The organism is Rhizobium sp. N621, from assembly GCF_001664325.1.
Lineage (GTDB): Bacteria > Pseudomonadota > Alphaproteobacteria > Rhizobiales > Rhizobiaceae > Rhizobium > Rhizobium esperanzae.
In genome coordinates, this window is record NZ_CP013495.1 from 906,307 (window position 1) to 929,547 (window position 23,241).

General features: G+C 63.3%; 23 protein-coding genes. 15 read left to right on the forward strand and 8 right to left on the reverse strand.

Translation table 11 applies throughout. The annotated features are described in order from the left end of the window. Positions 1 to 2: 2 nt before the first annotated feature. Positions 3 to 494, forward strand: coding sequence for a F0F1 ATP synthase subunit B (locus tag AMK00_RS04425; RefSeq protein ID WP_011424215.1), 492 nt, complete (start codon positions 3 to 5; stop codon positions 492 to 494). Between the two features lie 447 nt (positions 495 to 941). On the opposite strand, the gene AMK00_RS04430 is transcribed toward AMK00_RS04425, so the two are convergent. Both AMK00_RS04430 and AMK00_RS04435 read right to left on the reverse strand, forming a co-directional pair. Next, positions 942 to 1,631: a ribonuclease HII gene (locus AMK00_RS04430; protein ID WP_064809695.1), complete on the reverse strand. Its 690-nt coding sequence runs from the start codon at positions 1,629 to 1,631 to the stop codon at positions 942 to 944. A gap of 167 nt (positions 1,632 to 1,798) precedes the next feature. Then, positions 1,799 to 2,956: a PA0069 family radical SAM protein gene (locus AMK00_RS04435; protein ID WP_064800848.1), complete on the reverse strand. Its 1,158-nt coding sequence runs from the start codon at positions 2,954 to 2,956 to the stop codon at positions 1,799 to 1,801. 139 nt (positions 2,957 to 3,095) lie between these two features. Here AMK00_RS04435 and AMK00_RS04440 point away from each other — a divergent pair, with 139 nt between their 5' ends. Continuing rightward, positions 3,096 to 3,614, forward strand: a complete 519-nt coding sequence (locus tag AMK00_RS04440) for a glycosyltransferase family A protein (protein ID WP_064809696.1) — start codon at positions 3,096 to 3,098, stop codon at positions 3,612 to 3,614. A 408-nt stretch (positions 3,615 to 4,022) separates the two neighbouring features. Then, a complete protein-coding gene (locus AMK00_RS04445) occupies positions 4,023 to 4,358 on the forward strand; it encodes a hypothetical protein (protein ID WP_064800850.1) in 336 nt (111 codons plus the stop codon). A gap of 82 nt (positions 4,359 to 4,440) precedes the next feature. Here the strand turns inward: AMK00_RS04445 and moaB are convergent, their stop codons facing one another. The 4 genes from moaB to AMK00_RS04465 all read right to left on the reverse strand — a co-directional run bounded on the left by moaB (position 4,441) and on the right by AMK00_RS04465 (position 8,865). Next, the gene (moaB, locus tag AMK00_RS04450; RefSeq protein WP_064800851.1) at positions 4,441 to 4,992 is read right to left on the reverse strand and encodes a molybdenum cofactor biosynthesis protein B; all 552 of its coding nucleotides are present in this window, start codon (positions 4,990 to 4,992) and stop codon (positions 4,441 to 4,443) included. Beyond that, positions 4,992 to 5,876 (reverse strand): 4-(cytidine 5'-diphospho)-2-C-methyl-D-erythritol kinase, encoded by an 885-nt coding sequence (locus tag AMK00_RS04455; protein WP_064809697.1) that lies wholly within the window; start codon positions 5,874 to 5,876, stop codon positions 4,992 to 4,994. The genes moaB and AMK00_RS04455 overlap by 1 nt, the downstream gene beginning before the upstream one ends. Before the next feature lie 12 nt (positions 5,877 to 5,888). Next, positions 5,889 to 7,721 (reverse strand): tetratricopeptide repeat protein, encoded by a 1,833-nt coding sequence (locus AMK00_RS04460; protein WP_064809698.1) that lies wholly within the window; start codon positions 7,719 to 7,721, stop codon positions 5,889 to 5,891. A 127-nt stretch (positions 7,722 to 7,848) separates the two neighbouring features. Continuing rightward, positions 7,849 to 8,865 carry a polyprenyl synthetase family protein gene (locus AMK00_RS04465; protein ID WP_064800854.1) on the reverse strand — a complete coding sequence of 339 codons (1,017 nt, stop codon included), beginning with the start codon at positions 8,863 to 8,865 and terminating at the stop codon, positions 7,849 to 7,851. A 108-nt stretch (positions 8,866 to 8,973) separates the two neighbouring features. On the opposite strand from AMK00_RS04465, the gene AMK00_RS04470 reads away from it, so the two are divergent. Next, positions 8,974 to 9,201 (forward strand): putative signal transducing protein, encoded by a 228-nt coding sequence (locus tag AMK00_RS04470; RefSeq protein ID WP_064800855.1) that lies wholly within the window; start codon positions 8,974 to 8,976, stop codon positions 9,199 to 9,201. Between the two features lie 7 nt (positions 9,202 to 9,208). Next, a complete protein-coding gene (locus AMK00_RS04475; RefSeq protein ID WP_064809699.1) occupies positions 9,209 to 10,006 on the forward strand; it encodes a tRNA1(Val) (adenine(37)-N6)-methyltransferase in 798 nt (265 codons plus the stop codon). Here the strand turns inward: AMK00_RS04475 and AMK00_RS04480 are convergent. Further along, positions 9,996 to 11,336, reverse strand: coding sequence for an Nramp family divalent metal transporter (locus AMK00_RS04480; RefSeq protein ID WP_064809700.1), 1,341 nt, complete (start codon positions 11,334 to 11,336; stop codon positions 9,996 to 9,998). The two genes, AMK00_RS04475 and AMK00_RS04480, sit on opposite strands and share 11 nt — an antisense overlap. 182 nt (positions 11,337 to 11,518) lie before the next feature. Between AMK00_RS04480 and AMK00_RS04485 the strand changes: the two genes are divergently transcribed. The 10 genes from AMK00_RS04485 (at position 11,519) to AMK00_RS04530 (ending at position 22,504) form a co-directional block, all read left to right on the forward strand. After that, positions 11,519 to 12,379, forward strand: a complete 861-nt coding sequence (locus AMK00_RS04485) for a S49 family peptidase (RefSeq protein ID WP_064809701.1) — start codon at positions 11,519 to 11,521, stop codon at positions 12,377 to 12,379. Between the two features lie 18 nt (positions 12,380 to 12,397). Then, positions 12,398 to 12,589, forward strand: coding sequence for a hypothetical protein (locus tag AMK00_RS04490; protein ID WP_064809702.1), 192 nt, complete (start codon positions 12,398 to 12,400; stop codon positions 12,587 to 12,589). Between the two features lie 328 nt (positions 12,590 to 12,917). Beyond that, positions 12,918 to 13,874 (forward strand): glycine--tRNA ligase subunit alpha, encoded by a 957-nt coding sequence (locus tag AMK00_RS04495; RefSeq protein WP_011424229.1) that lies wholly within the window; start codon positions 12,918 to 12,920, stop codon positions 13,872 to 13,874. After that, positions 13,871 to 14,422, forward strand: coding sequence for an AAA family ATPase (locus tag AMK00_RS04500; protein WP_064809703.1), 552 nt, complete (start codon positions 13,871 to 13,873; stop codon positions 14,420 to 14,422). Before AMK00_RS04495 ends, AMK00_RS04500 begins: the two co-directional genes overlap by 4 nt. A gap of 61 nt (positions 14,423 to 14,483) precedes the next feature. Then, positions 14,484 to 15,035, forward strand: coding sequence for a LemA family protein (locus AMK00_RS04505; RefSeq protein WP_064809704.1), 552 nt, complete (start codon positions 14,484 to 14,486; stop codon positions 15,033 to 15,035). 91 nt (positions 15,036 to 15,126) lie between these two features. Continuing rightward, positions 15,127 to 16,389 (forward strand): 3-phosphoshikimate 1-carboxyvinyltransferase, encoded by a 1,263-nt coding sequence (locus AMK00_RS04510; RefSeq protein ID WP_064809705.1) that lies wholly within the window; start codon positions 15,127 to 15,129, stop codon positions 16,387 to 16,389. Between the two features lie 37 nt (positions 16,390 to 16,426). Next, entirely contained in the window at positions 16,427 to 18,358 is a 1,932-nt protein-coding gene (locus AMK00_RS04515) for a DUF2207 domain-containing protein (RefSeq protein ID WP_064809706.1), read from the forward strand. 66 nt (positions 18,359 to 18,424) lie between these two features. Then, complete coding sequence (purD, locus tag AMK00_RS04520) at positions 18,425 to 19,708, forward strand: phosphoribosylamine--glycine ligase (RefSeq protein WP_064809707.1); 1,284 nt, start codon at positions 18,425 to 18,427, stop codon at positions 19,706 to 19,708. Positions 19,709 to 19,801: 93 nt separating this feature from the next. Then, on the forward strand, positions 19,802 to 20,263 hold the full coding sequence (locus AMK00_RS04525) for a plant virulence effector HPE1-like domain-containing protein (RefSeq protein WP_064809708.1): 462 nt from the start codon (positions 19,802 to 19,804) through the stop codon (positions 20,261 to 20,263). 417 nt (positions 20,264 to 20,680) lie between these two features. Further along, positions 20,681 to 22,504 carry a methyl-accepting chemotaxis protein gene (locus tag AMK00_RS04530; protein ID WP_064809709.1) on the forward strand — a complete coding sequence of 608 codons (1,824 nt, stop codon included), beginning with the start codon at positions 20,681 to 20,683 and terminating at the stop codon, positions 22,502 to 22,504. Between the two features lie 136 nt (positions 22,505 to 22,640). Here the strand turns inward: AMK00_RS04530 and AMK00_RS04535 are convergent, their stop codons facing one another. Continuing rightward, on the reverse strand, positions 22,641 to 23,129 hold the full coding sequence (locus AMK00_RS04535) for a DUF523 domain-containing protein (RefSeq protein ID WP_064809710.1): 489 nt from the start codon (positions 23,127 to 23,129) through the stop codon (positions 22,641 to 22,643). Positions 23,130 to 23,241: the final 112 nt, after the last annotated feature.

Here is a 23,241-nt window from a genome sequence, read left to right on the forward strand (position 1 = left end):
CGATGGAATTTCATTTCGACGCGACTTTCTTCGCTTTTGTCGGTCTCATCCTCTTCCTGGCGCTGGTCGTTTACCTCAAGGTTCCGGGCATGATGGCGCGCTCGCTCGACGACCGCGCCGACCAGATCCGCAACGAACTGGCTGAAGCCAAGCGCCTGCGCGAGGAAGCCCAGCATCTGCTCGCCGAATACCAGCGTAAGCGCAAGGAAGCGGAAGCAGAGGCCGCCCATATTGTTGCCGCCGCTGAGCGCGAAGCCGAGATGCTGACCGCCGAGGCGAAGAAGAAGACGGAAGAATTCGTCGCTAACCGCACGGCGCTCTCCGAGCAGAAGATCAAGCAGGCCGAGGCCGATGCGATGAAGGCGGTGCGTTCCGCCGCCGTCGATCTGGCGATCGCAGCCGCCGAAACGGTGCTCGCCAAGAAGGCCGACGGCAAAGTCCAGTCCGAGCTCTTCGGCAACGCCGTTGGCCAGGTCAAGACACGGCTCAACTGAGCGGTAGCGTATAGAATGAGGAAAAGGCCGGGCATGTCCCGGCCTTTTTTGTTGTTGAATACTCGATCTCGGGTCGAGGGCATACCGCTCCCTCTCGATTCCCTCTTCTCCCCTCGGGGGTCCGAAGGACGGGTCGAGACACGTGGCTCGACCCAGGTCGGTGCCCGTAGGGCGGATGAGGGAGCCGGGGAAGCCGTCTTTCCGAATGAAACCGATGCGGGTTTCGACCGTTCAAGCCTGTGTCGACGGTGTTCAGGGCGGTGGCGCGCGGCGTTACCGCTGGCGTGGCGGATAGGTTTTCCGTGAGGGTGTGCCGGCGGCCCCTCATCCGCCTGCCGGCACCTTCTCCCCGCCGGGGAGAAGAGGACATGCCGTGGCCTCTCTTTTCCTCGCGCGCCTCTTACGGTGCTAGTCCGGCTTCTCATTGCCAGGTTTTCTTTGGGTGAGCTATTCGGAAATCAGCTCGTCCATTTCAGGACCGTCCTCGCCCTTGCGCAGCGGTCTAAAGCTCATCCGGTGCAGCGAACACGGCCCATGTTTCTCGATGCCGGCGCGGTGCTGCGCCGTGCCGTAGCCGACATGGGCGGCAAACCCGTAATCCGGAAAAACATTATGCGCCCTTGCCATCATCCGGTCGCGCGTCACCTTGGCGACGATCGAGGCGGCGGCGATCGAGACGGATCGGGCATCGCCCTTGACCACCGCCTGTCCGGGGCAATCGAGGCCAGGCGGCACATCAAGCCCATCCGTCAGCACGTAGCTTGCGGGAACGGCGAGGCTGCAGATGGCGCGGCGCATCGCGTCCAGGCTCGCCTTGCGAATGTCGGTCTCGTCGATGCGGGTCGAGCTGGAAGAGGCGATGGAAACCGTCGCAGTCGCCAGGATTTGCACGAAGAGTTCCTCGCGTCGCTGCGCCGAGAGCTGCTTGGAATCGTTGAGGCCTTCAGGGATGCGCTTCGGATCGAGGATGACCGCAGCGGCCACCACAGGCCCCGCCAGCGGCCCGCGGCCTGCCTCGTCGGCGCCGGCGACCGGCCAGTGGCCGGCCTTGCGGGCTTTGAGCTCGAGCTTGAAATCCGGCACGAGAGGGACCGTGTCGAAAAGCAGGGGAGAATCGGGTGGCGTGCGACGTTTCATGCGGCTGAACCTCGCACGCCAACCCGATTTCCCGCAAGTCCCCGGATCAGGGCGGCGGCCGGGGACGGTCCGGCGGATGGTGGCGGTCAAAGCCATCCGCGGGAATTGCGCTCGGGGCTCGAAAACAGGGCGGTTTTTCTGAGCAGCCGATGCGCAAGCTTAAAAAATCAGAGCAGCGACAGCTGTACGCCGCTGCCATCCGGCGGCACGAACAGATCGTCGCGCAGCGGCACACTGCGCCGCGTCAGCTCGAAGCGTTTCGCCGCCATTTCGAAACGCCGGGCGATCTGCCAGGCATAGGGGCCGGCGCCCTTCATGCGCTTGCCGAATTCGGCGTCGTAATCCTTGCCGCCGCGCATCGAGCGCACCAGAGACATCACGTGCCGGTAACGATCGGGATAGTGCTGCAGCAGCCAGTCGCGAAAGAGCGGGCTGACTTCGAGCGGCAGCCTGAGAATGACATAACTCGCCTCGGCCGCGCCGGCAGCCTTGGCCGATTCGAGGATGCGCTCCAATTCGTGATCGTTCAGCGCCGGGATCAGCGGAGCGGCCATGACGGCAGTCTGGATGCCTGCCTCCGAGAGCGCATGAATGGTCTCCAGCCGTCGCGGCGGTGTGGCGGCGCGCGGCTCCATCGCTCGGGCGAGCTTGCGGTCGAGCGTGGTGACCGAGATGCCGACGCGCACCAGGTTCTTGCCGGCCATCTCCTGGAGAATATCGAGATCGCGCAGGATCATTGCCGATTTGGTGACGATCGACACCGGATGGTTCGCCTTGTTCAGCACCTCGAGGATGCCGCGCATGATGCGCCATTCCTTCTCGATCGGCTGATAGGGGTCGGTATTGGTGCCGATCGCGATCACCCGTACCTTGTAGCCTGGCTTGGCGAGCTCCCGCTCCAAGAGCTTCGCCGCATCGGGCTTGGCGAAGAGCTTCGTTTCGAAATCGAGCCCTGCCGAAAGCCCCATATAGGCGTGGGTCGGCCGGGCAAAACAATAGATGCAGCCGTGCTCGCAGCCGCGATAGGGATTGATCGAGCGGTCGAAGGAAAGATCCGGCGATTCGTTGCGGGTAATCGCGGTGCGCGGCTTTTCGATCTGCACCTCGGTCTTGAACGGCGGCAGCTCTTCCAGCGTCTGCCAACCGTCGTCGAAGGTCTCCCGCTGCAGCGCTTCGAACCGTCCTGTTGGATTCAATCCGGCTCCGCGCCCGCGCCGGCGGTCGCCTTCGACCCTGAGACCGGAGGACACGATCATCGCATCGGCAATATCTGCCGTATTGGCAGGCGCGAATGCGGCCTGCCCTGCCAGGGACTGCTCTCTCATCGGATTCTCCCGCGGCGGAAAGCCGTTGCCTCCACCCGTTTTGATGATTAAATTCCTATCGACAAAATGAGAACAATGCAAGAACAAAATGCGCAAAAGGGTGCTGGCAAAAAATTGTGCGGCGCATTATGAATAATCGATGTTGACGGTTGTTCTCGAATGCCAGGATCAGGAATCCGAACTGGCGCAGACCTTATCGGTATTGGTGGCAGGCGCGGTGGAAGGGCTCGTCAGCGATGTGATCGTGCTTGATCACGGCTCGCGCGACGGCACCTCGCGGGTCGCCGACGCCGCCGGCTGCCGTTTCCATTCACAGTGGGATATCAAAGACATCGTTCGCTCCGCCCGCGGCGAATGGCTGCTCTTCGTCGAGCCGGGCGCCAGGCCGCAGGCCGGCTGGATCGATGAGATCGCCGAATACGTGGCGCTGAACAAGACGCCGGCGCGCTTTACCGCGTCGCGCGGCTATCGGCGCCCCTTCTTCCAGCGCGTCGCCCGCGCCCGGCCGCCGCTGGAGCTCGGGCTGTTGATGCCGAAGAACCTGGCGCTCGCCGCCGCCAGAAGCGGTATGCCTGTTTCCGACTTCGCCAAGGGGCAGAAGCCGCGCAAGCTCTCAAGTGAATTGATTCCCTCCTGGGTGGCGCGCGCTGCGCGGTAGAATGCCCATCCCTGCATCGACGCTGTCCGAGATGCCCATCACTCTAACCCTCTCCCGTTAAAAACGGGGCGAGGGGGCGTGCCCAACGCAACGTCGAGATGGAGGAAGCCGGCGCGGCAAATCCCCGTCGCCCTGCAAGCGGGGGTCCGAAGGACGGGTCGAGACCCGTGGCTCGACCCCGGTCGGTGGCGGCAGCCGGATTAGGGGCTAGTCTCGCCGTAAGTGCGCTTTGTGATTACGTCCCGCCATCGCGCAAAGATGGCGCCCAATCGGATTTCGCGCTATAATTTGCGCATGGCGCCGCCGAAGCGCCGCGCTTCGCAACGGATGCCGTGAAATGCCGGTGAACGGCAGAACAGGTCGGCAAATCTCCTCTTCTGCCGGGTTTCCGGCGAAAGGAGGTGCGTCATGACACGCGGTAAGATCGACGGCGTACGCAGTATGATCTGCGGGCTGCTGGCGGTCATATTGCCGACATTGGTGATCGCGCATCCGCATTCGGCAGCATCGCAGACGATGCTCAGTTGCGCAGGCCGATCCGACGTCGTCAGTTTCCTCGACAGGAATTTCGGTGAGAAGCTCACCGCGGTCGGGCTGGTCAACCAGAACGCCGTTCTCGAGGTCTATGCCGCCAAAAGCGGCACCTGGACGCTCGTGGTCACGGATGTTCACGGCATAAGCTGCATCTTGCTGTCGGGTGATAGCTGGGATTCGATGCCGGCTCTGCCGGGCATTGCCACATGACAAACGCCGGCGCGTCGGCCCCGAAAAGTCTGAATCGGATTTTCGACGGCGCGATCGCGGCGGCTGTAACGGCAGCGCCGGTCTATTTCTGTGCGCCGCGTTTCAAGTGCTCGTCCAGGCGCGGCATGATCTCCACGAAGTTGCACGGTACGCTGCGATAATCGAGCTGTGCTTTCAGTATGCCGTCCCAGGCGTCCCGGCAGGCGCCGGGCGAGCCGGGCAGGGCGAAGATGAAGGTCGAGTTGGCAACGCCCGCAGTGGCGCGCGACTGGATCGTCGCCGTGCCGATCTTATCATAGGAAATACGGTGGAAGACGGCGGAAAAGCCGTCCATGCGCTTTTCGAACAGCGGTTCCAGCGCCTCGGGCGTCACGTCTCGGCCGGTAAAGCCAGTGCCGCCTGTGGTGATGACGACGTCGATCTCATCCCGCTCGGTCCAGGTCTTGACCTGGGCGGCGATTTTCTCCCGGTCGTCGGGCACGATCGCCCGCTCGACCAACCTGTGGCCAGCCTCGGCAATCCGCGCCGCCAGCGTATCGCCCGACTTGTCCGTCTCCGGGGTGCGCGTATCCGAAACGGTAAGAACCGCAATGCCGACGGCGATGAAGGGCCGTTTTTCGTCCAAGCCTGCCATCACATGCCTCCCGAAACCGTTTCCGTCGCCTGGAAATACCAGTCGGGCCGCGCCTCGTGAAGAGCCGCTGCCGCCTCTCGCGCGGCGGCCATGTCGGCAAAGATCCCGAAGCAGGTGGCGCCGGAGCCGGACATGCGGGTCAGCAAGGCGCCCTCAGCCTGCAGCATCGCCGAGATCGCCGTAATTTCGGGCACGGCTTGGCGCGCCGGCGGCTCCAGGTCGTTGCGGGCCGCGCCGATTGCCGCAAGCCAGCCGGCCGGCCGGGAGAGGTTCAGGGGTGAATTGTTCTTTGCCTCGAGCCGGCGGAAAACCTCCGGCGTCGAAACTCCCTTCAATGGGTTGGCAAGCACCATGGCGAAGGACGGCAGATCGGGCACGGCTTCGATCTCCTCGCCGATGCCGCGGGCAATCAGCGGCCGGCTCTCGAGGCACATGGGCACGTCGGCGCCAAGCTTCAGCGCCAGCGCAGCCAGCGTCTCTATCGGCAATCCAGTGCCCCAGAGGCGCATCAGCCCCCGCAGTGTCGCCGCCGCGTCGGCCGAGCCGCCGCCGATGCCGGAGGCAACAGGCAGGTTCTTCTGGAGGTGGATGTGAACGGGGAACGCAAGGGCGCCCACGACCTCGCGCAGGAGGTCGCGCGCTCTGATCGCCAGGTTGATGCCGCCGTCGTCGGCAAGCGTCTCGCCGAAGCGGCCAGACAGGGTGAAGGTGTCGGCCTGCGCCGGCAGGAAGCCCAGCCGGTCGCCGCAATCTGCGAAGGTCACCAGCATATCGAGCAGATGATAGCCGTCCGGCCGCTGGCCCGTTACATGCAGGGCGAGATTGATCTTCGCGCGCGCCTCTTCGGTGACGCCGAAAGCGTTGGCCAAGCCCTGCTCAGGCATCGGTGGCGCCCGTCAGGACTTCTTGTCGATCGGCGGCGGCGTGACAGGCGCCGGATCCGGCTGCTTCTTGTCGGCCGCCTTGGCATCGTCGTTGGCGGGCAGGCCGTTTGCGACCTTTTCCTTGATCTTCGGAATTTCGGCTGCTTCAGGCTCGGAGGCGAGCGCCCGGTTCCACTGGTAGACGGCTTCGAGCTTGCGCCCGACGCGCCAGTAGGCATCGCCGAGATGGTCGTTGATCGTCGCGTCACCGGCCTTGATCTGCGCCGCCCGCTCCAACTCGTCGACGGCGTCGTCGAAGCGGTTGAGGCGGAAATAGGCCCAGCCAAGCGAATCGATGATGTAACCGTCGTCAGGGCGAAGATCGACGGCCTTCTTGATCATGGCAAGGCCTTCGTCGAGGTTCCGGTTCATGTCGATCCAGGAATAGCCGAGATAGTTCAGTACCTGCGGCTGATCGGGATTGAGTTCCAGGGCCTTGCGGAAATTCGGTTCGGCCTGGTCCCACTTCTTCAGCCGCTCATAGGCGATGCCGCGCTGGAAGAAGACGCTCCAGTTGGCGCGGCCGGGGATCGGCCCGATCGCTTCGACCGCCTTGTCGTAATTGGCGGCCATCGCCTCGTAGTCTTTGGCGTCGGAGAGCACGCTGCCATAGGCGAGGTAGCTGCGGATGTCCTTCGGGTCGGAGGCGATCAGCGCCTGCAGGTGCTTGCGCGCCTCGTCGACCTTGCCGCCCTGGGCAAGGGCAAGGCCGAGCTGCAGCTCGGAAATGCGCCGCATCGGCGAATCTTCCGGCACCTTCTTATAGAGGGAGATGGCGCGATCCATCTGGTTCTGCTTTTCGGCGATGCCGCCGAGCAGCACCAGCGTATCGGCGCTGTTGGGGTCGAGCGCGTTGGCGGTCTGCAGGTAGAGCGAGACGATGTCTTCGGCACCGTCGCGGTTCAGCGCGCCGCCGACGGAGAAGAGCACGCCGGCGGCGCCTTCTTCGGCGGTCTTGACCTGCTGCTCCTGCTTCTCGCCCTTTTCGATGCTGTCGCGCAGCGCATTCAGCGGCGCATAGTTCGGCAGCAGGTTATCGCCGACCGAAACGGCGTCGAGCGCCTTCTGCTTGTTGCCCTGCATCGCCTCGAGGCGGGCAAGCGCCATCACAGCGCGCATGAAGGTGTCGGGCGCCGTCGCCCCGCCTTCCTTGTCGAGCACGGCGTCGTTGAGATGCTGGCGGGCCGACTTCACGTCGCCGGTAACGACGGCAATGGCGCCGGCATTGTAGTTCTGGAAGATGCGGAACCAGTCCGGCCCCTTCATCTTCTCGACCATGGCGAGCGCTTCCTTGCCGCGGCCGGCGCCCACCCGGGCCCAGGCGAGCAGCAGGTCGTTCATCATCCGGTCGAGATCGTTCGGCCCCTTATATTTCAGGATCGACTCGGCGGTCTTGTAGTCGTCGCGGCGCACGGCATCCATGCCGCGCACGATCGTGGTGATGCGCTCGACCGAGGGATCGCCCTTCAGATCATTGGCGTATTTGACGCCTTCCTTGATGTCGCCGTTGAGCAGCAGCGAGATCATCAGCCGCTGGCGAATCTCGGGATTGCCGGGCTCGATCTGCAGCGCCTTCTTGTAGAGCGCGATTGCGGTCTCGTAATCGTGATCGACATCGGCAGTGCGCGCGGCGAGGAAGGCGCCGGAGAAAGTGGTGACGCTATCGGCATCGAAGAAGCTCTCGGCCTTGCCGGCATCGCCCGCCTTGGCCACATCTTCGGCACTCGCGCCGGCGATGCCGCCGAGCGAAAGGACAGCCGTCAGCGCTGCGCTCGTAAGAAGACGGATGGCAATTCTCTGCCGCATTAGAAAACCTTTCTTCGAGAGCGTCCGGCCGCTGCCGGTCGCAAATCAGTCGTCATCACTGATTCATAACAGGATGGCTTTTTTGGAGCGGCGCTGCAAGAAAATCAGCCTCGATCGCGGCGTTCGATCAATTGACGCGTTCGATGCAGAAGTCGATCACTTCCATCAGGGCGGATTTCCATACCGTATCGGGAAGCGGCGCCAGCGCGTCCCGCGCGATCGTGCCGTAATGGACCGCCCGGCCGATCGTGTCGCTGAGTGTGCCGTATTTGGTGATCAGCCCGAGCGCTTTTTCCAGGTTGGCGTCGCTGCTGTTGCCGGCCTCGATCGCATCACGCCAGAAGGCGCGCTCCTCCGTGGTGCCGCGGCGATAGGCGAGGATGACGGGAAGGGTGATCTTGCCTTCGCGGAAATCGTCGCCGACATTCTTGCCGAGATCGGCGGCCTTGCCGCCGTAGTCAAGCGCATCGTCGACGAGCTGGAAGGCGAGCCCGAGATTCATACCGTAGGATTTCAGCGCGTTGCGGCCGGAGCGGCCGGCGTCGGCGACGATCGGCCCGACTTCGGCGGCAGCCGCAAAGAGGGCGGCCGTCTTGGCGCGGATGACGGAGAGGTAATCATCCTCCGTCGTCTCCATGTTCTTGGCGACGGAAAGCTGCAGCACTTCGCCTTCGGCGATCACGCAGGCGGCGGAAGACAGCACGTCGAGCGCGTCGAGCGAGCCGACATCGACCATCATGCGGAAGGCCTGGCCGAGCAGGAAGTCGCCAACCAGCACGCTTGCCTGGTTGCCCCAGATCATCCGCGCCGTCGACTTGCCGCGGCGCAGGTCGCTTTCGTCGACGACGTCGTCATGCAGCAGTGTCGCCGTATGCATGAATTCGACCGAAGTGGCGAGCTTGACGTGGTTTTCGCCGCGGTAGTCGAACAGCGAGGCCGCCGCCAGCGTCAGCATCGGGCGCAGCCGCTTGCCGCCGGACGAGATCAGATGGTTGGCCACTTCGGGGATCATCTGCACGTCGGAGCCGGCCTTGGACAGAATAAGCTGGTTCACCCGCTCCATATCGGCCCTGGTGAGATCGACCAGCGGCTTGATGGATGCCAGTTTGTTTTTGCTTTCTTCAAGCGGTATGACCACGCCCAACGACCCGGACTCCTGTTCATTCATTAGAGCTGACAATAGAAAGGGGCGATGGACGCGGCAAGAGGTGAATTGTCGCGCAAGGCGAAATTGGAAGGAAAATGACGGCAAATGCATGAACTTATCCGCGCCAACGATCCCGTTCTGCTCTCCTTTGCCGAGAGCCTGATGAAGGACGCCGGAATTCACTGCTTCATCGCCGATCAGGGCATGAGCGTGCTGGAAGGCTCGCTCGGCATGTTGCCGCGCCGCCTGCTGGTGGATGAGGACATGGCCGACCAGGCCCGCCGCATCCTGATCGACGCCGGCCTCGGCGGCGAGCTGCGCGACAGGACGTGAGCGGGCGATGACCGGCGGACCCGCTGAAACCATCGATGCCTTCCATCGCGGCGCCTTTCATGTGGTGCAGCCGAAGGGCAGGGGTCATCGCGCCGGCATGGATGCGATGCTGCTGGCCGCCCTCGTCGCCGACGATCGCCCGGTCAGGGTTGCCGATCTCGGCGCCGGCGCCGGTGCTGCCGGCCTTGCCGTCGCCTCGCGCCTTGCCAAGGCGCAAGTGGTGCTCTTCGAGCGTTCGGCCGAGATGGCCGATTATGCCCGCCGCAGCATTCTCCTGCCGGAAAACGCCCATCTTGCCGCCCGCGTCAGCGTCGTCGAGGCGGATGTGACGCTGACCGCCAAGGCGCGCAACGATGCCGGGCTTGCCGATGAGAGCTTCCACCACGTGATCATGAACCCACCCTTCAACGATGCCGGCGACCGGCGCACGCCCGATGCGCTGAAGGCCGAAGCCCATGCGATGACCGACGGCCTGTTCGAAAGCTGGATCCGCACGGCCGGCGCGATCATGATCCCCGGCGGGCAATTGTCGCTGATCGCCAGGCCCCAATCGATCGCCGAGATCATCGATGCCTGCGGCCGACGCTTCGGCGGCATTGAAATGACGGCCATCCATCCGCGCCCCGGTGAAAATGCCGTGCGCATTCTGGTGACCGCGATCAAGGGATCGCGGGCGCGGCTGTCGCTGCGCGCGGCCCTCATCATGCACGAAGAGGGGAGCCACAAGTTCTCCCCTCTCGTCGACGATTTCAACAATGGCCGGGCGGCCTATGCCAGGCTTCGCCTCTCAACGTCTAGCCGGTGATGAAGTCGAAGAGCAGCTTGACGTTGAGCCCGGCGATGACGACCGCGATCACATAGGCGATGCCGCTCAGCCAGCGCGGTGCGACGAGTTCGCCCATCTTGGCCTTGCTGGCGGTGAACATCACGAGCGGGAAGACGGCGAAGGAAAGCTGCAGGCTGAGGACCACCTGCGTGAGGATCAAAAGCTGCGCCGTGCCCTGGTCGCCGTACCAGATGGTGACGATTGCCGCCGGCACGATGGCGATCGCCCGGGTGATCAGTCGGCGCACCCATGGCTGCAGCCGGATCTTGAGGAAACCTTCCATGACGATCTGGCCGGCAAGCGTCGCCGTCACCGTCGAGTTGAGGCCGCAGCACAGAAGCGCGATGCCGAACAGCGTCGGCGCGATCGCCAGACCCAGCAGCGGCGACAGCAGCGAATGGGCCTCGCCGAGTTCGACGATGTCGGTCCTGCCATGCGCATTGAAGGCGGCCGCGGCCAGGATCAGGATCGAGGCGTTGATCAGCAGCGCGAAACAGAGAGCGACCGTCGAATCGATCGTCGCATAGGTCAGCGCCTCTTTCTTTTCCGGAACCGTATGGCCGTAGGCCCGCGTCTGCACGATGCCGGAGTGGAGGTAGAGATTGTGCGGCATGACGGTCGCGCCGAGAATGCCGAGCGCCAGATAAAGCATCTCAGGATTGGTGACGATCTCGGTGGTCGGGAAGAAGCCGGTGATGACGGAGCCCCATTGCGGGTCGGCAAGCAGTATCTGCACGCCGAAGCAGAGCGCGATGACGCCGAGCAGTGCGATGATGAAGGCTTCCACCCAGCGGAAGCCGAGCTTCTGCAGGAAAAGGATCACGAAAACGTCGAGCGCGGTGATGAGTACGCCGAGTTCGAGCGGAATGCCCATCAGCAGGTTGAGGCCGATCGCGGTGCCGATCACCTCGGCGATGTCGGTGGCGATGATGGCAATTTCGGCAAAGGCCCAGAGCGGCACCGAAACCCATTTCGGATAGGCGTCGCGGCAGGCCTGCGCAAGGTCGCGGCCCGAGGCGATCGCCAGACGCGCGCAGAGCGATTGCAGGACGATTGCCATCAGGTTGGAAAGCAGTGCGACGGTGAGCAGCGCATAGCCGAATTTCGAGCCGCCGGCGAGCGAGGTCGCCCAGTTGCCGGGGTCCATATAGCCGACGGCGACCATATAGCCCGGCCCGGCAAAGGCCGCCGCTCTGCGCCATCTCGAGCTGTGACGCCCGGTTCCGACCGTGCGGTAGACATCCGACAGCGACGCCTCTCCGCGTTCGTGCCGCCAGCCGCTTGTTGCATTGGGATTGAGGGCGTCCATGCCATTTCCACCTGTTTATCGTCTCTGCACTATGACGAATTAGAATGATAATGCAAGTCATTCGCAACAAGAAAAATCATCCTCGATGTTTTGCAAACGCGGCCATTGCGTTTGTCGTTCCAGCGCATACATGGATGCCGATCGCAGATGACGATCGGGCGAGCCGAAGCGAAGGATAGGAAATGGCCGGATTCTTGAGAAAATTGCTGCCAAAACGGTTCCGCAAGGATGGCGTCACCATCCCGGTCGTCAGATTGCAGGGCGCGATCATCAGCGGCGGCGGCCAGTTCCGGCCGACCCTCAATCTCGCCAATGTCGCCCCCGTTCTGGAAAAGGCCTTCGCCATGAAGGACGCGCCGGCGGTGGCCATTGCGATCAACTCGCCGGGCGGCTCGCCCGTCCAGTCCCGGCTGATCTTCACCCGCATTCGCGAGCTTGCGCGGGAGAAGAAGAAGAAGGTTCTGATCTTCGTCGAGGATGTCGCCGCCTCCGGCGGCTATATGATCGCACTTGCCGGCGACGAGATCATCGCCGACCCCACCTCGATCGTCGGCTCGATCGGCGTCGTCTCCGGCGGTTTCGGCTTTCCCGAACTCCTGAAGAAGATCGGCGTCGAGCGCCGCGTCTATACGGCCGGCGAAAACAAGGTGATCCTCGATCCGTTCCAGCCGGAAAAGGAAAAGGACATCGAGTACCTCAAGAGCCTGCAGCTCGAAATCCACCAGGTCTTCATCGCAATGGTGCGCGAGCGCCGCGCCGGCAAGCTGACGGATGATGCGGCGGTGTTTTCCGGCCTGTTCTGGAGCGGTACCCGCGGCCTCGAGCTTGGCCTCATCGACGGTCTCGGCGACATGCGCCAGGAATTGAAGCGGCGCTACGGGCAAAAGACCCGACTGGAACTCGTCACCGCCGGCCGCGGGCTCTTCGGCCGCCGCATTCCCGGCGTATCGCCTGTTACACTCGAGGGCGCGGGGGCAGGTCTCGCAACAGGACTTGTCGAAGCGGCGGAAGAGAGAGCATTGTGGAGCCGCTTCGGGCTTTGAGAGGAGCAAGAGAGGGGCATGGCACAGCTTATCACGATCCTGATCCTGGTGTTCTCAGCCTGGTGGTTCTACCGCCGCTTCGTCTCCGATGCCCGCAAGCTCGCCGAAAAATCGCGCCGCGCCGAAAAGGAACGCCAGACCGGCGCGATCGGCACCCTGGTCAAGGACCCGGTGACCGGGGAGTATCGGCTGAAGCGAGATGAGGAATAGACTTCAATTCTCCCTTCTCTCCAGCGGGGAGAAGGTGGCCCGAAGGGTCGGATGAGGGGGCCGCACGGCACGCCATTGATTGCCCTTCGCTTGCGCGCCGTGCATTCGCTCCTATCGCAGCTCACCCCCTCATCTGCCTGCCGGCATCTTCTCCCCCGTTGGGGAGAAGGGATATGCGGCACCGCCCAGCGAAATACAGGATGGGTAGGGCGGCGAAACTCCGCTTGCGTCACCACGGAGCGTCGCCGACCGCCGCAAAACCCTTGACCCCTGCCGCCCTCCATGGCACCTGTCGCGCCGATAATTCCCAAGCCAGCGGTGCCATCCCATGTCAGCTATCCCAGACCATATGAACCCGAAGCGCTCCTTCCAGGCGCTGATCCTGACCCTGCATAGCTACTGGGCGGACAAGGGTTGTGCGGTGCTGCAGCCCTACGACATGGAAGTCGGCGCCGGAACCTTCCACCCGGCCACCACCTTGCGCGCCCTCGGCCCCAAGCCCTGGAAGGCCGCTTACGTCCAGCCCTCGCGCCGCCCGTCGGACGGCCGCTATGGCGAGAACCCGAACCGGCTGCAGCATTATTACCAGTATCAGGTCATCCTGAAGCCGAACCCGCCTAACCTGCAGGAACTCTATCTCGGCTCGCTGGCGGCGATCGGTCTCGATCCGCTGCTGCACGACATCCGCTTCGTCGAGGATGATTGGGAAAGCCCGACGCTCGGCGCCTGGGGCCTCGGCTGGGAATGCTGGTGCGACGGCATGGAAGTCTCGCAATTCACCTATTTCCAGCAGGTCTGCGGCATCGAATGCGCGCCGGTCGCCGGCGAACTGACCTATGGTCTCGAGCGCCTCGCCATGTATGTCCAGGGCGTCGACAATGTCTACGATCTGAATTTCAACGGCCGCGAGGGCGACGAGAAGATCAGCTATGGCGACGTCTTCCTGCAGGCCGAGCAGGAATATTCGCGTCACAATTTCGAATTCGCCAATACCGAGATGCTGCATCGCCACTTCGTCGATGCCGAGAAGGAATGCCGGTCGCTGCTCGATGCCGGCGCGCCCGATGACAGCGCCAACCAGCGCCTGCACAAATGCGTCTTCCCGGCCTATGACCAGTGCATCAAGGCCAGCCATGTCTTCAACCTGCTCGACGCCCGCGGCGTCATCTCGGTCACCGAGCGCCAGAGCTACATCCTGCGGGTACGCACGCTCGCCAAGGCCTGCGGTGAAGCCTTTTTGCTGACCGACGCCGGCGGCGTCAACCTGTCGAAAGAGGCGGCATGACGCAAAAGCCTGCCAGCCGTATAGTCCATCTCAACGGCTGGCCAGGCACCGGGAAGCTGACGATCGGCCGATTGCTCGCGACAAGGCTCGGCGCGCGGCTCATCGACAATCACACGCTGCTTAATCCGGCCGAAGCTCTTTTCGCCCGCAGCAACCCTCTGCATGCATCACTGCGTGAGCAGATTCGGCGAGCGGTTTTCGACCACGCCGTGCACGCCGATCCGGCTGAAAGTTTCGTCTTTACCGATGCTCTTGCGGATGACGAGCAGGATAGGGCGATGTTCTCCTGGTATGTCGATCTGGCTGCCGCCAGAGGCGCGGATCTGGTCGCGGTTCTGCTCGATTGCGCGCCGGAGGAGAATGCCAGGCGCCTCATCTCTCCCGGCCGATCCGAGGCGCTCAAGCTGACGGATACGGCGAAGCTGCAACAGCTCCGGGCGACCTACAAACTGTTGTGCGGACTGGCTGAACAGACAGTCGAAATTGATACGACGAACCTTTCGCCGGAGCAGACGGCGGCCCGAATCCTCGCCGATATCGGCGTTTGACGGCAGCCGGCAAACCCGCGTAGTCTCCGCGCGAACATTACTTCGCCGCAGGGGATTCGCGATGTATATTGCACTTGCCGTCGTCGCTGTCATCGCACTCTACATCGTCTTCATCTACAACGGGCTGGTGCGTTCCCGCCAGATGGCGGAGGAAGCCTGGTCGGGCATTGACGTCCAGCTCAAGCGCCGCGCCGATCTGATTCCGAACCTGATCGAGACGGTCAAGGGTTATGCCGCCCATGAGAAGTCGACGCTCGAAGAGGTGGTTGCGCTCCGCAACAAGGCGCAGGCCGTGCCATCGGGCGATGTTGCGGGCAGGGCGCAGGCGGAAGGACTGCTCGGCCAGGCGCTCGGCCGGGTGATCGCGCTTGCCGAGGCCTATCCCGATCTCAAGGCCAACCAGAATTTCACCGAACTGCAGGCGTCGCTCGAAACCCTGGAAGGCGAGCTGCAGATGGCGCGGCGTTATTACAATGGTGCGGCCCGCGACCTGAACGTCAAGGTCGAAAGCTTCCCCTCCAATCTCGTCGCCGGCCAGTTCGGTTTTGCCAAGCGGGAGTATTTTGAGATCACCAATGAGGCCGATCGCGCCGTTCCCAGCGTCAAATTCTGACGATCCGGCATTTTGCCTTTGCAAGAAAGCGGTTAAGAGCAAGGGCAGACGGCGACGCGCTTTAGCCTCGCTCACGGACGGAAGACACAGCATGACACGCACAGCCAAACTCACGATCATCCCGCCGGGCAAGCCGCTTTCGGGCCGCGCCATGCCCCCGGGTTCGAAGTCGATCACCAATCGCGCCCTGCTGCTCGCCGGCCTTGCCAAGGGCACGAGCCGGCTGACCGGGGCGCTGAAGAGCGACGACACGCGTTATATGGCCGATGCGCTGCGCGCCATGGGCGTTGCGATCGACGAACCCGATGACACCACCTTCGTCGTCACCGGCAGCGGCAGGCTCGCGCCGCCGAAGGCGCCGCTCTTCCTCGGCAATGCCGGTACGGCCACACGCTTCCTGACGGCGGCTGCGGCTCTCGTCGACGGCACCGTCATCGTCGACGGCGACGAGCACATGCGCAAGCGACCGATCGGCCCGCTGGTCGAGGCGATGCGCACACTCGGCATCGATGTCAGCGCCGAGACCGGCTGCCCGCCGGTCACTGTCAGGGGCACCGGCCGCTTCGAGGCCGACCGCATCCTGATCGATGGCGGGCTGTCCAGCCAGTATGTCTCGGCCCTGCTGATGATGGCGGCCGGTGGCGACCGTCCTGTTGACATCGAACTCGTCGGCGAGGGTATCGGCGCGCTCGGCTATATCGATCTCACCACGGCGGCGATGCAGGCCTTCGGCGCCAGGGTCGAAAAGACCAGCCCCGTCACTTGGCGCGTCGAGCCGACCGGCTACCACGCCGCCGATTTCGTCATCGAGCCGGATGCATCCGCCGCGACCTATCTCTGGGCGGCCGAAGTGCTGAGCGATGGCAGGATCGATCTCGGCGTGCCGAACGATGCCTTCACCCAGCCGGATGCCAAAGCCTATGAGATGATCGCCAAGTTCCCGCGCCTGCCGGCTGAAATCGACGGCTCGCAGATGCAGGATGCCGTTCCGACGATCGCCGTGCTTGCCGCCTTCAACGAGACGCCGGTCCGCTTCGTCGGCATCGCCAATCTGCGCGTCAAGGAATGCGACCGCATCCGCGCCCTGTCCACGGGGCTCAACAATATCCGCGAAGGTCTCGCCGTCGAGGAGGGCGACGATCTGATCGTCCATTCCGATCCTGCTCTCGCCGGTCAAACGCTGTCGGCGGAGATCGACACCTTTGCCGATCACCGCATCGCCATGAGCTTTGCGCTCGCCGGCCTCAAGATCGATGGCATCACCATTCTCGACCCCGATTGTGTCGGCAAGACCTTCCCCGCCTATTGGCGGACGCTCGCCGCCCTCGGCGTGACCTATCGGGACAAGGATTGAAGCAAGGCGCAGCCGGGGCAGCCGGCGGGGAGACAGGATGGGGCGTCGGTTTTTCGGTTTTTGCTTGGCGCTGCTCCTGATGGTCGCCGCCCCGGCGGCCTTTGCCGCCGAGGTTGTCGATAGTTTCGCCTCCGACATCGCGCTCGAAAAGAGCGGTGAGATGACGGTAGCGGAAACGATCACGGTCAATGCCGAGGGCAACCGGATCAACCACGGCATCTTCCGCGACTTCCCGCTCTATTTCACCGACGGCGCAGGCCGTCGCCGCAGCGTCGATTTCGATATGGTGTCGGTCACGCGCGACGGTGCGGAGGAGCCCTGGCACACGGAATCGATATCGGGCGGCATCCGCATCTATGCCGGCTCCGCCGAGGTGACGGTGACGCCGGGCCGTCACCGCTACGTCTTCACCTACAGGACCAATCGCCAGATCCGCTATTTCGACGATCATGACGAGCTCTACTGGAATGTCACCGGCAATGGCTGGATCTTCCCGATCCGGTCAGTGACCGCAACCGTGAAGCTGCCGCCTGATGTCAGCGCGACTGAGACGACCTTCTTTACCGGCCCGCAGGGCGCCAGGGGAAAGGATGCCCGTGTCAGCGAAAGCGGCGCCGGCCTCGTGTTTTCCACCACCGCGCCTCTTGGGCCCAAGGAAGGCCTGACCTTTGCGATCCGCATGCCGAAGGGCTCGATCGATCCGCCGAGCGCGGACATGGAAAGCACCTGGTGGCTGAAGGATAACCGCAATTATTTCATCGGCTTCGGCGGCCTGATCCTGGTTTTCGCCTATTATCTCAGATCCTGGCTGAAGGTCGGCCGCGATCCCGCCCGTGGCGTCGTCGTGCCGCGCTGGGACGCGCCGGACGGCATCTCGCCGGCGCTGGTCAACTATATCGACAATAAGGGTTTCTCCGGCGGCGGCTGGACGGCGCTAGCTGCAACCGCCCTCAATCTGGCGGTGCGCGGCTATGTCAAGCTCGAAGACCTCAAGGATTCGATCATCATCCGCGGCACCGGCAAGCCGGTCGGCAAAGAGAAATTCCAGGCCGGCGAGGCCGAGCTGCTGAAGGTCGCCGGCGGCGAGGGCAGGACGCTAACGATCGACGAGGCCAATGGCGAGCGGGTGAAGACGGTCGGCCAAGCCTTCCGTTCGGCAATCGAGAGAGAGCATCGCGGCAAATATTACAATTCCAACATCGGCTATACCACAGGCGGCGTTGCGCTCAGTGCCGCCGCCCTGGTGGCGCTGTTCGTCTTCGGCTCGCTGGAGCCCGATACGATCGCGCTGATGCTGATCCCGATTGCCATCTCGGTTTTCATTGCCGTCTTCATCGCCGGTTTGGTCAAGTCGCTGCACCAAGGAAGATCGCTGTTCGCCAAGGTCATGGCCATCATTGCCGCGGCGGTCGGTGTTTTCGTGGGCGTCAGCATCCTGGGGATCTTGATGCTGACGTTTGCCTCGTCTCTGGTGGAACTGCACGAGACGCCGATGCTCTTTGCCATCGGCGGCATCGTGCTGCTCAACATCCTCTATGTCTTCATCATGGGCGCGCCGACTCCGCTCGGCGCCCGGATGATGGACGGCGTGGACGGCCTGCGGCAATACCTGACGCTGGCCGAGAAGGACCGCATGAACATGGCCGGCGCTCCCAAAATGTCGCCGCAGCATTTCGAGACGCTGCTGCCCTACGCGGTGGCTTTGGGTGTCGAAAAGCCCTGGTCGCGCACCTTCGAGACCTGGCTTGCGGCTGCCGCCGCCGGCACGGCCGCAGCCTATGCGCCCTCCTGGTATTCCGGCGATTTCAACAGCGGCAGCTTCTCCGACCGTATCGGCGGTTTCTCCTCGTCGATGGCCTCCACCATCGCGTCGACGATCCCCGCGCCGCCGTCGAGTTCATCCTCCGGTTTTTCCGGCGGCGGCTCCTCCGGCGGTGGCGGCGGAGGCGGGGGAGGCGGGGGCTGGTAAGCTTTCCCGCTTGACCTTTCGGCCCTTGGCCCTTAACCGCCTGACGGAACAGGAAAGGGGTCGCGCATGAAGGTTCTGTTGATCGGATCGGGCGGACGCGAGCACGCGCTCGCCTGGAAGCTGGCGCAATCGCCGTTGATGAGCGAATTCTACGCCGCACCCGGTAATCCCGGCATTGGCGAACATGCCATTGTGGTGCCCTTGAATGTCGAGGATCACGAAGCGGTCGCGGCTTTCTGCAAGGACAAGGCGATCGATTTCGTCGTCGTCGGGCCCGAGGCGCCGCTCGTCGCCGGCCTCGCCGACCGGCTGCGCGCCGACGGCCTGGCAGTCTTCGGGCCCTCCGCGGGTGCCGCCCAGCTCGAGGGCTCCAAGGGCTTCACCAAGGATATCTGCGCCCGCTACGGCATTCCCACCGGCGCCTACCAGCGCTTCAACAACGCGCCGAAAGCCAAAGCCTATATTCGCGCCCAGGGCGCACCGATCGTCGTCAAGGCCGATGGCCTTGCCGCCGGCAAGGGCGTGACCGTCGCGATGACGCTCGACGAGGCGCTTGCCGCGGTCGATGATTGCTTCGAGGGCGCCTATGGCGCCGCCGGCGCCGAAGTCGTCGTCGAAGCCTATCTCGATGGCGAGGAAGCGAGCTTCTTCTGTCTCTGCGATGGAAGACATGCGCTGCCGCTGGCGACCGCCCAGGATCACAAGCGAGTGGGCGAGGGCGATACCGGCGTCAATACCGGCGGCATGGGTGCCTATTCGCCGGCGCCGGTTATGACGGCCGAGATGGTCGAGCGGACGATGAAAGAGATCATCGAGCCGACGATCCGCGGTATGGCCGAGAGCGGTCATCCCTTCTCCGGCGTGTTTTTCGCCGGACTGATGATCACGAAGAAAGGGCCGGAGCTGATCGAATACAATGTCCGCTTCGGCGACCCGGAATGCCAGGTGCTGATGATGCGGCTGAAGAGCGATCTGCTGCCGCTGCTGCTTGCCACCGCCAATGGCACGCTCGATCAGGTAAGCGCCGAATGGAGCGAAGATCCGGCCCTGACAGTGGTCATGGCCTCGAAGGGCTATCCCGGCGCCTATGAGAAAAACACACCGATCCAGTCGCTGCCCGAGGCAGGCGAGGGAGAGAAGGTGTTTCATGCCGGCACGGGCATGAAGGACGGCGTGCTGGTCGCGACCGGCGGCCGCGTGCTCAACGTCACCGCGTCAGGCGGTACGGTTGCCGAAGCGAAGGGCCGCGCCTATGCCCTGTTGGACAGGGTTCGTTGGGAAAACGGCTTCTGCCGGCGCGACATCGGCTGGCGTGCGATCGAGCGCGAAAAAATCTCGGACAAAGCATAAATCGCCGCGTTCCTTAAATTTTTACTCTTTCCCCTGACGGGATGGAAACGAAGCTGCGCTATACCGTTGCCGTAGTGAGACGGAGGTGCGTTGATGCGTCAGATTTTCCTCGGTGCGGCAATCCTGCTGATGGCAGGCTCGGCGATGGCCTCCTCGATTGAGGTGATCGGCAAAACGGCAGCACGTGCCGAGGGCAGCATCGTAGCCGAAAGCTGCGCCGCTTGTCCGCCGCTGCAGGCCGGGCAGAACCGCAAGGACTATACGGTGCCGGAACTGAAGCCCGGCGTCCTCCAGGCAAGCGAAGTCCGCGACGTCGGCGGCGAAACGAAGATCTTCCGCACCGAAGCCTGGATGGGCGGTTCGCCCGTCGTCTTCGTCAGCAAGGCAACACCGGAAGCCTTGGCTGCCGCCGAACCTTCGATGCCGCCCGCCCAAGGCATCGACATGAACGCAACGACCGCAGCCGTCATCGGCGGCGATGCCAGGCCGGTCGCTGCCGGAATGGCTGAGCCGCCGGCGGCTCTCGACGTTTCCGAATTCAAGCTGCGTTTCTAAAAGCCACGGCATCTGAGGGCTGTGTACTAAGCCAATTTGAGCCGCTGCGACAGTTCCCTGCCCCTGCCCGATCAAGGTTTCGATCGCTTGGGGTTCCACCGCGGTGGAGCGAATGCACCCTCGAAGAGAAGCGGGGGTGCATTCCTGCTTTTGAGCGCCGGCAGATCTGCAGCGCGAAAACAAGTGATATTCAGTGAAAATCAGCGGTTGGTCTTGTAACTCCGCCCCCCGATTTTTAGGGAAATTCGCGTCGTTTTGAATAAAATTAAAGCTTTCTTATCGAGTCAGCTTCAATTCTTACTCGCCGGTCGCAGCATGTTGTTCAGCAGCGGTAGACGCGTCCCTCTCAGATGCGCTCGCACAGGCGGTAGAAGACCGCACCGGAATGTATTCCCTCATTCCCCTTTGCGAGGAATCATGAAAAATTTAAAGATATCGAAGCAGCTCATATTGCTGATCGTCGGCTTGATGGCAGCCTTTGCGATCGCCACGTCCCTGCAGATCCGCTCCTCGGTCGATGCGATTTACAAGGAGCGTTACGACATGCTCCGTGCCGAGGTTCAGTCGGCAATCTCGGTTTTCAAGCTCTATCAGGCTAAGGTCACCGCAGGCGAGATGACGCTGGAGGATGCCCAGAAGCAGGCTTACACCACCGTCAACGGCATGAAATACGATCCGGACGGCTATTTCTTCGGCTACAGCTACGATGTCCAGATGATGTTCCACTACGATGCCGCGAAGGTCGGACAGAACCTGAAGGGGCAGCCGGACAGCAAGGGCAAGCTCTATCGTGAAGAGCTGGTCAAGCTCGGTCAGCAGGGCGGCGGTCTCGTCGAATTTTACTCCACCAGCAAGCCGGGGCAGCCGGCCGGCGATTACCGCAAGACGGCGTATGGCCAGGCCTTCGACCCCTGGAAGGTCGTCGTCGTCACCGGCGTCTATATGGATGATCTCGATGCCCAGATTAACGGCACGATCCTGACCGCGCTCTCCGGCAGCATCGTTCTCTTCTTCCTTGCCATGGCGGCCGCCTACGTCGTCATTCGCGGCATTTCGGGGCCTCTCAACAATGTCCATGCGGCCTTGAAGGCCGTTTCCGAGGAGGATGTTTCCATCGCCATCCCGCATACCGGCATGAACAACGAGGTCGGCATGATGGCGAAGGCGACGTTGTCGCTGCAGGAGAAAATCAGGGAGCGCCATCAGATGTCCGATCGCGAGGCGGCACAGCAGCTCGCGCTGGAAAGCGAGCGCGAAAACAACCTGCGCCAGCAGCAGGACGAGACCGCACTCCAGGCCCGCGTCGTGACGACGATCGGCCAGGCGCTGGAGCTGATCGCCCGCGGCGACCTCACCGTCCGCTGCGCCGATCTCGGCCAGAAATACGCCGCCCTTCGCGACAACTTCAACGATGCGCTGTCGCATCTCGAAGCCGCCATGGCCAAGGTCAGCGCCAAGGGCAGTGACATCGGTACGAGCAAGGAAGAAATTCGCCGTGCCTCCAACGAGCTGTCGCAGCGCACCGAGCGCCAGGCCGCAAGCCTGGAGGAAACATCTGCCGCCCTCGATGAGCTGACCGTCGCCGTCCGCCAGACCGCCGATGGCGCCCATGAGGCGAGCAAGCGCGTGCATGCCGTCAGTGCCGAGACCACCCATAGCGATGCGATCGTCAGCGAGGCGATCGAGGCGATGAGCGGCATCGAGAAATCGTCTTCGGAGATCTCGAAGATCATCGGCGTCATCGACGAGATCGCCTTCCAGACCAACCTCCTGGCTTTGAATGCCGGCGTCGAGGCGGCCCGTGCCGGCGAATCCGGCAAGGGCTTTGCCGTCGTCGCCCAGGAAGTGCGCGAACTCGCCCAGCGCTCCGCTGCCGCGGCAAAGGAGATCAAGGATCAGATCGCCCGCTCCTCCAGCCAGGTCGATCACGGCGTCCGATTGGTCGGCGAGGCAGGCGAGGCGCTGAAGCGCATCTCCGACCAGATCAAGGCCGCCAACGAGATCGTCGCCAAGATCGCCCACAGCGCCTCCGAACAGGACACCACGCTGCGCTCGATCTCCTCGTCGGTGAACCAGCTCGACGCCGCCACCCAGCAGAACGCCGCCATGGCCGAAGAGACCACGGCGTCGGCCGAGACGCTGGCTGCCGACACCGACGAACTGATCGATCTCATCCGCGGTTTCCGCGTCAACAGTGCCGCCGCTGCTCCCGTCGCGCATCAAGGTCGCCGCGCCGCCTAGCGCAATTCCAGGAAAAGTGTGAAACGGTTTTCCGTCAGGAACCGCGTAAAAACATAAACGGCGCGGGGACAATCAGAGTTTTCAGCACCAAAATCTTAGCGGCCGTCGGTTCTTCGGCGGCCGTGTCCTTTGGGGCCTATGGTGCCAGACGGTCGATCAATCGGTCGATTTCACCATGGGAAAATACTTCGACGCCGGCCGCTTTCAGCGCCGCCGCCGTGACGCCGTTGCCGGCTTGCCGGCGCCCGGAAAACGTGCCGTCATAGATGAACGCGGAGCCGCAGGACGGACTGCCGTCGATAAGCAGCGCATAGTGGCAGCCGGTCTGCCGTGCGAGCGCCACGGCATTCTCCGCCGCCTGCAGAAACTCTGCCGTCACATCGCCGCCCGTCAGCTCTATAACCCGAGCCGTGCCGGCCAGAACCTCCTCGCCGGTCGCTCCATCCGCGATCTCCGCCGGCGGCCGCGGCACCGCCATGCCCGCCGACATCTCCGGACAGATCGTCACCAGCCGGCCCTCGGCCCGCCACCTCTCGATCGCCGGATGAAGCAACGGCTTCGCCCGCCCGTCATAACGAACGGCATGCCCCATGAGACAGGCGCTGACGAGAATCTTGCTCTGCATCGCTGCTTGAGTCATCCCATGGGGCGGTGATGCTAGGGTTGGGTCATCGATTTATCGTGACCGACCAAAATAAATCACGCAAGCAGAGTGCTTGCATGGATGCTCGGGTCAA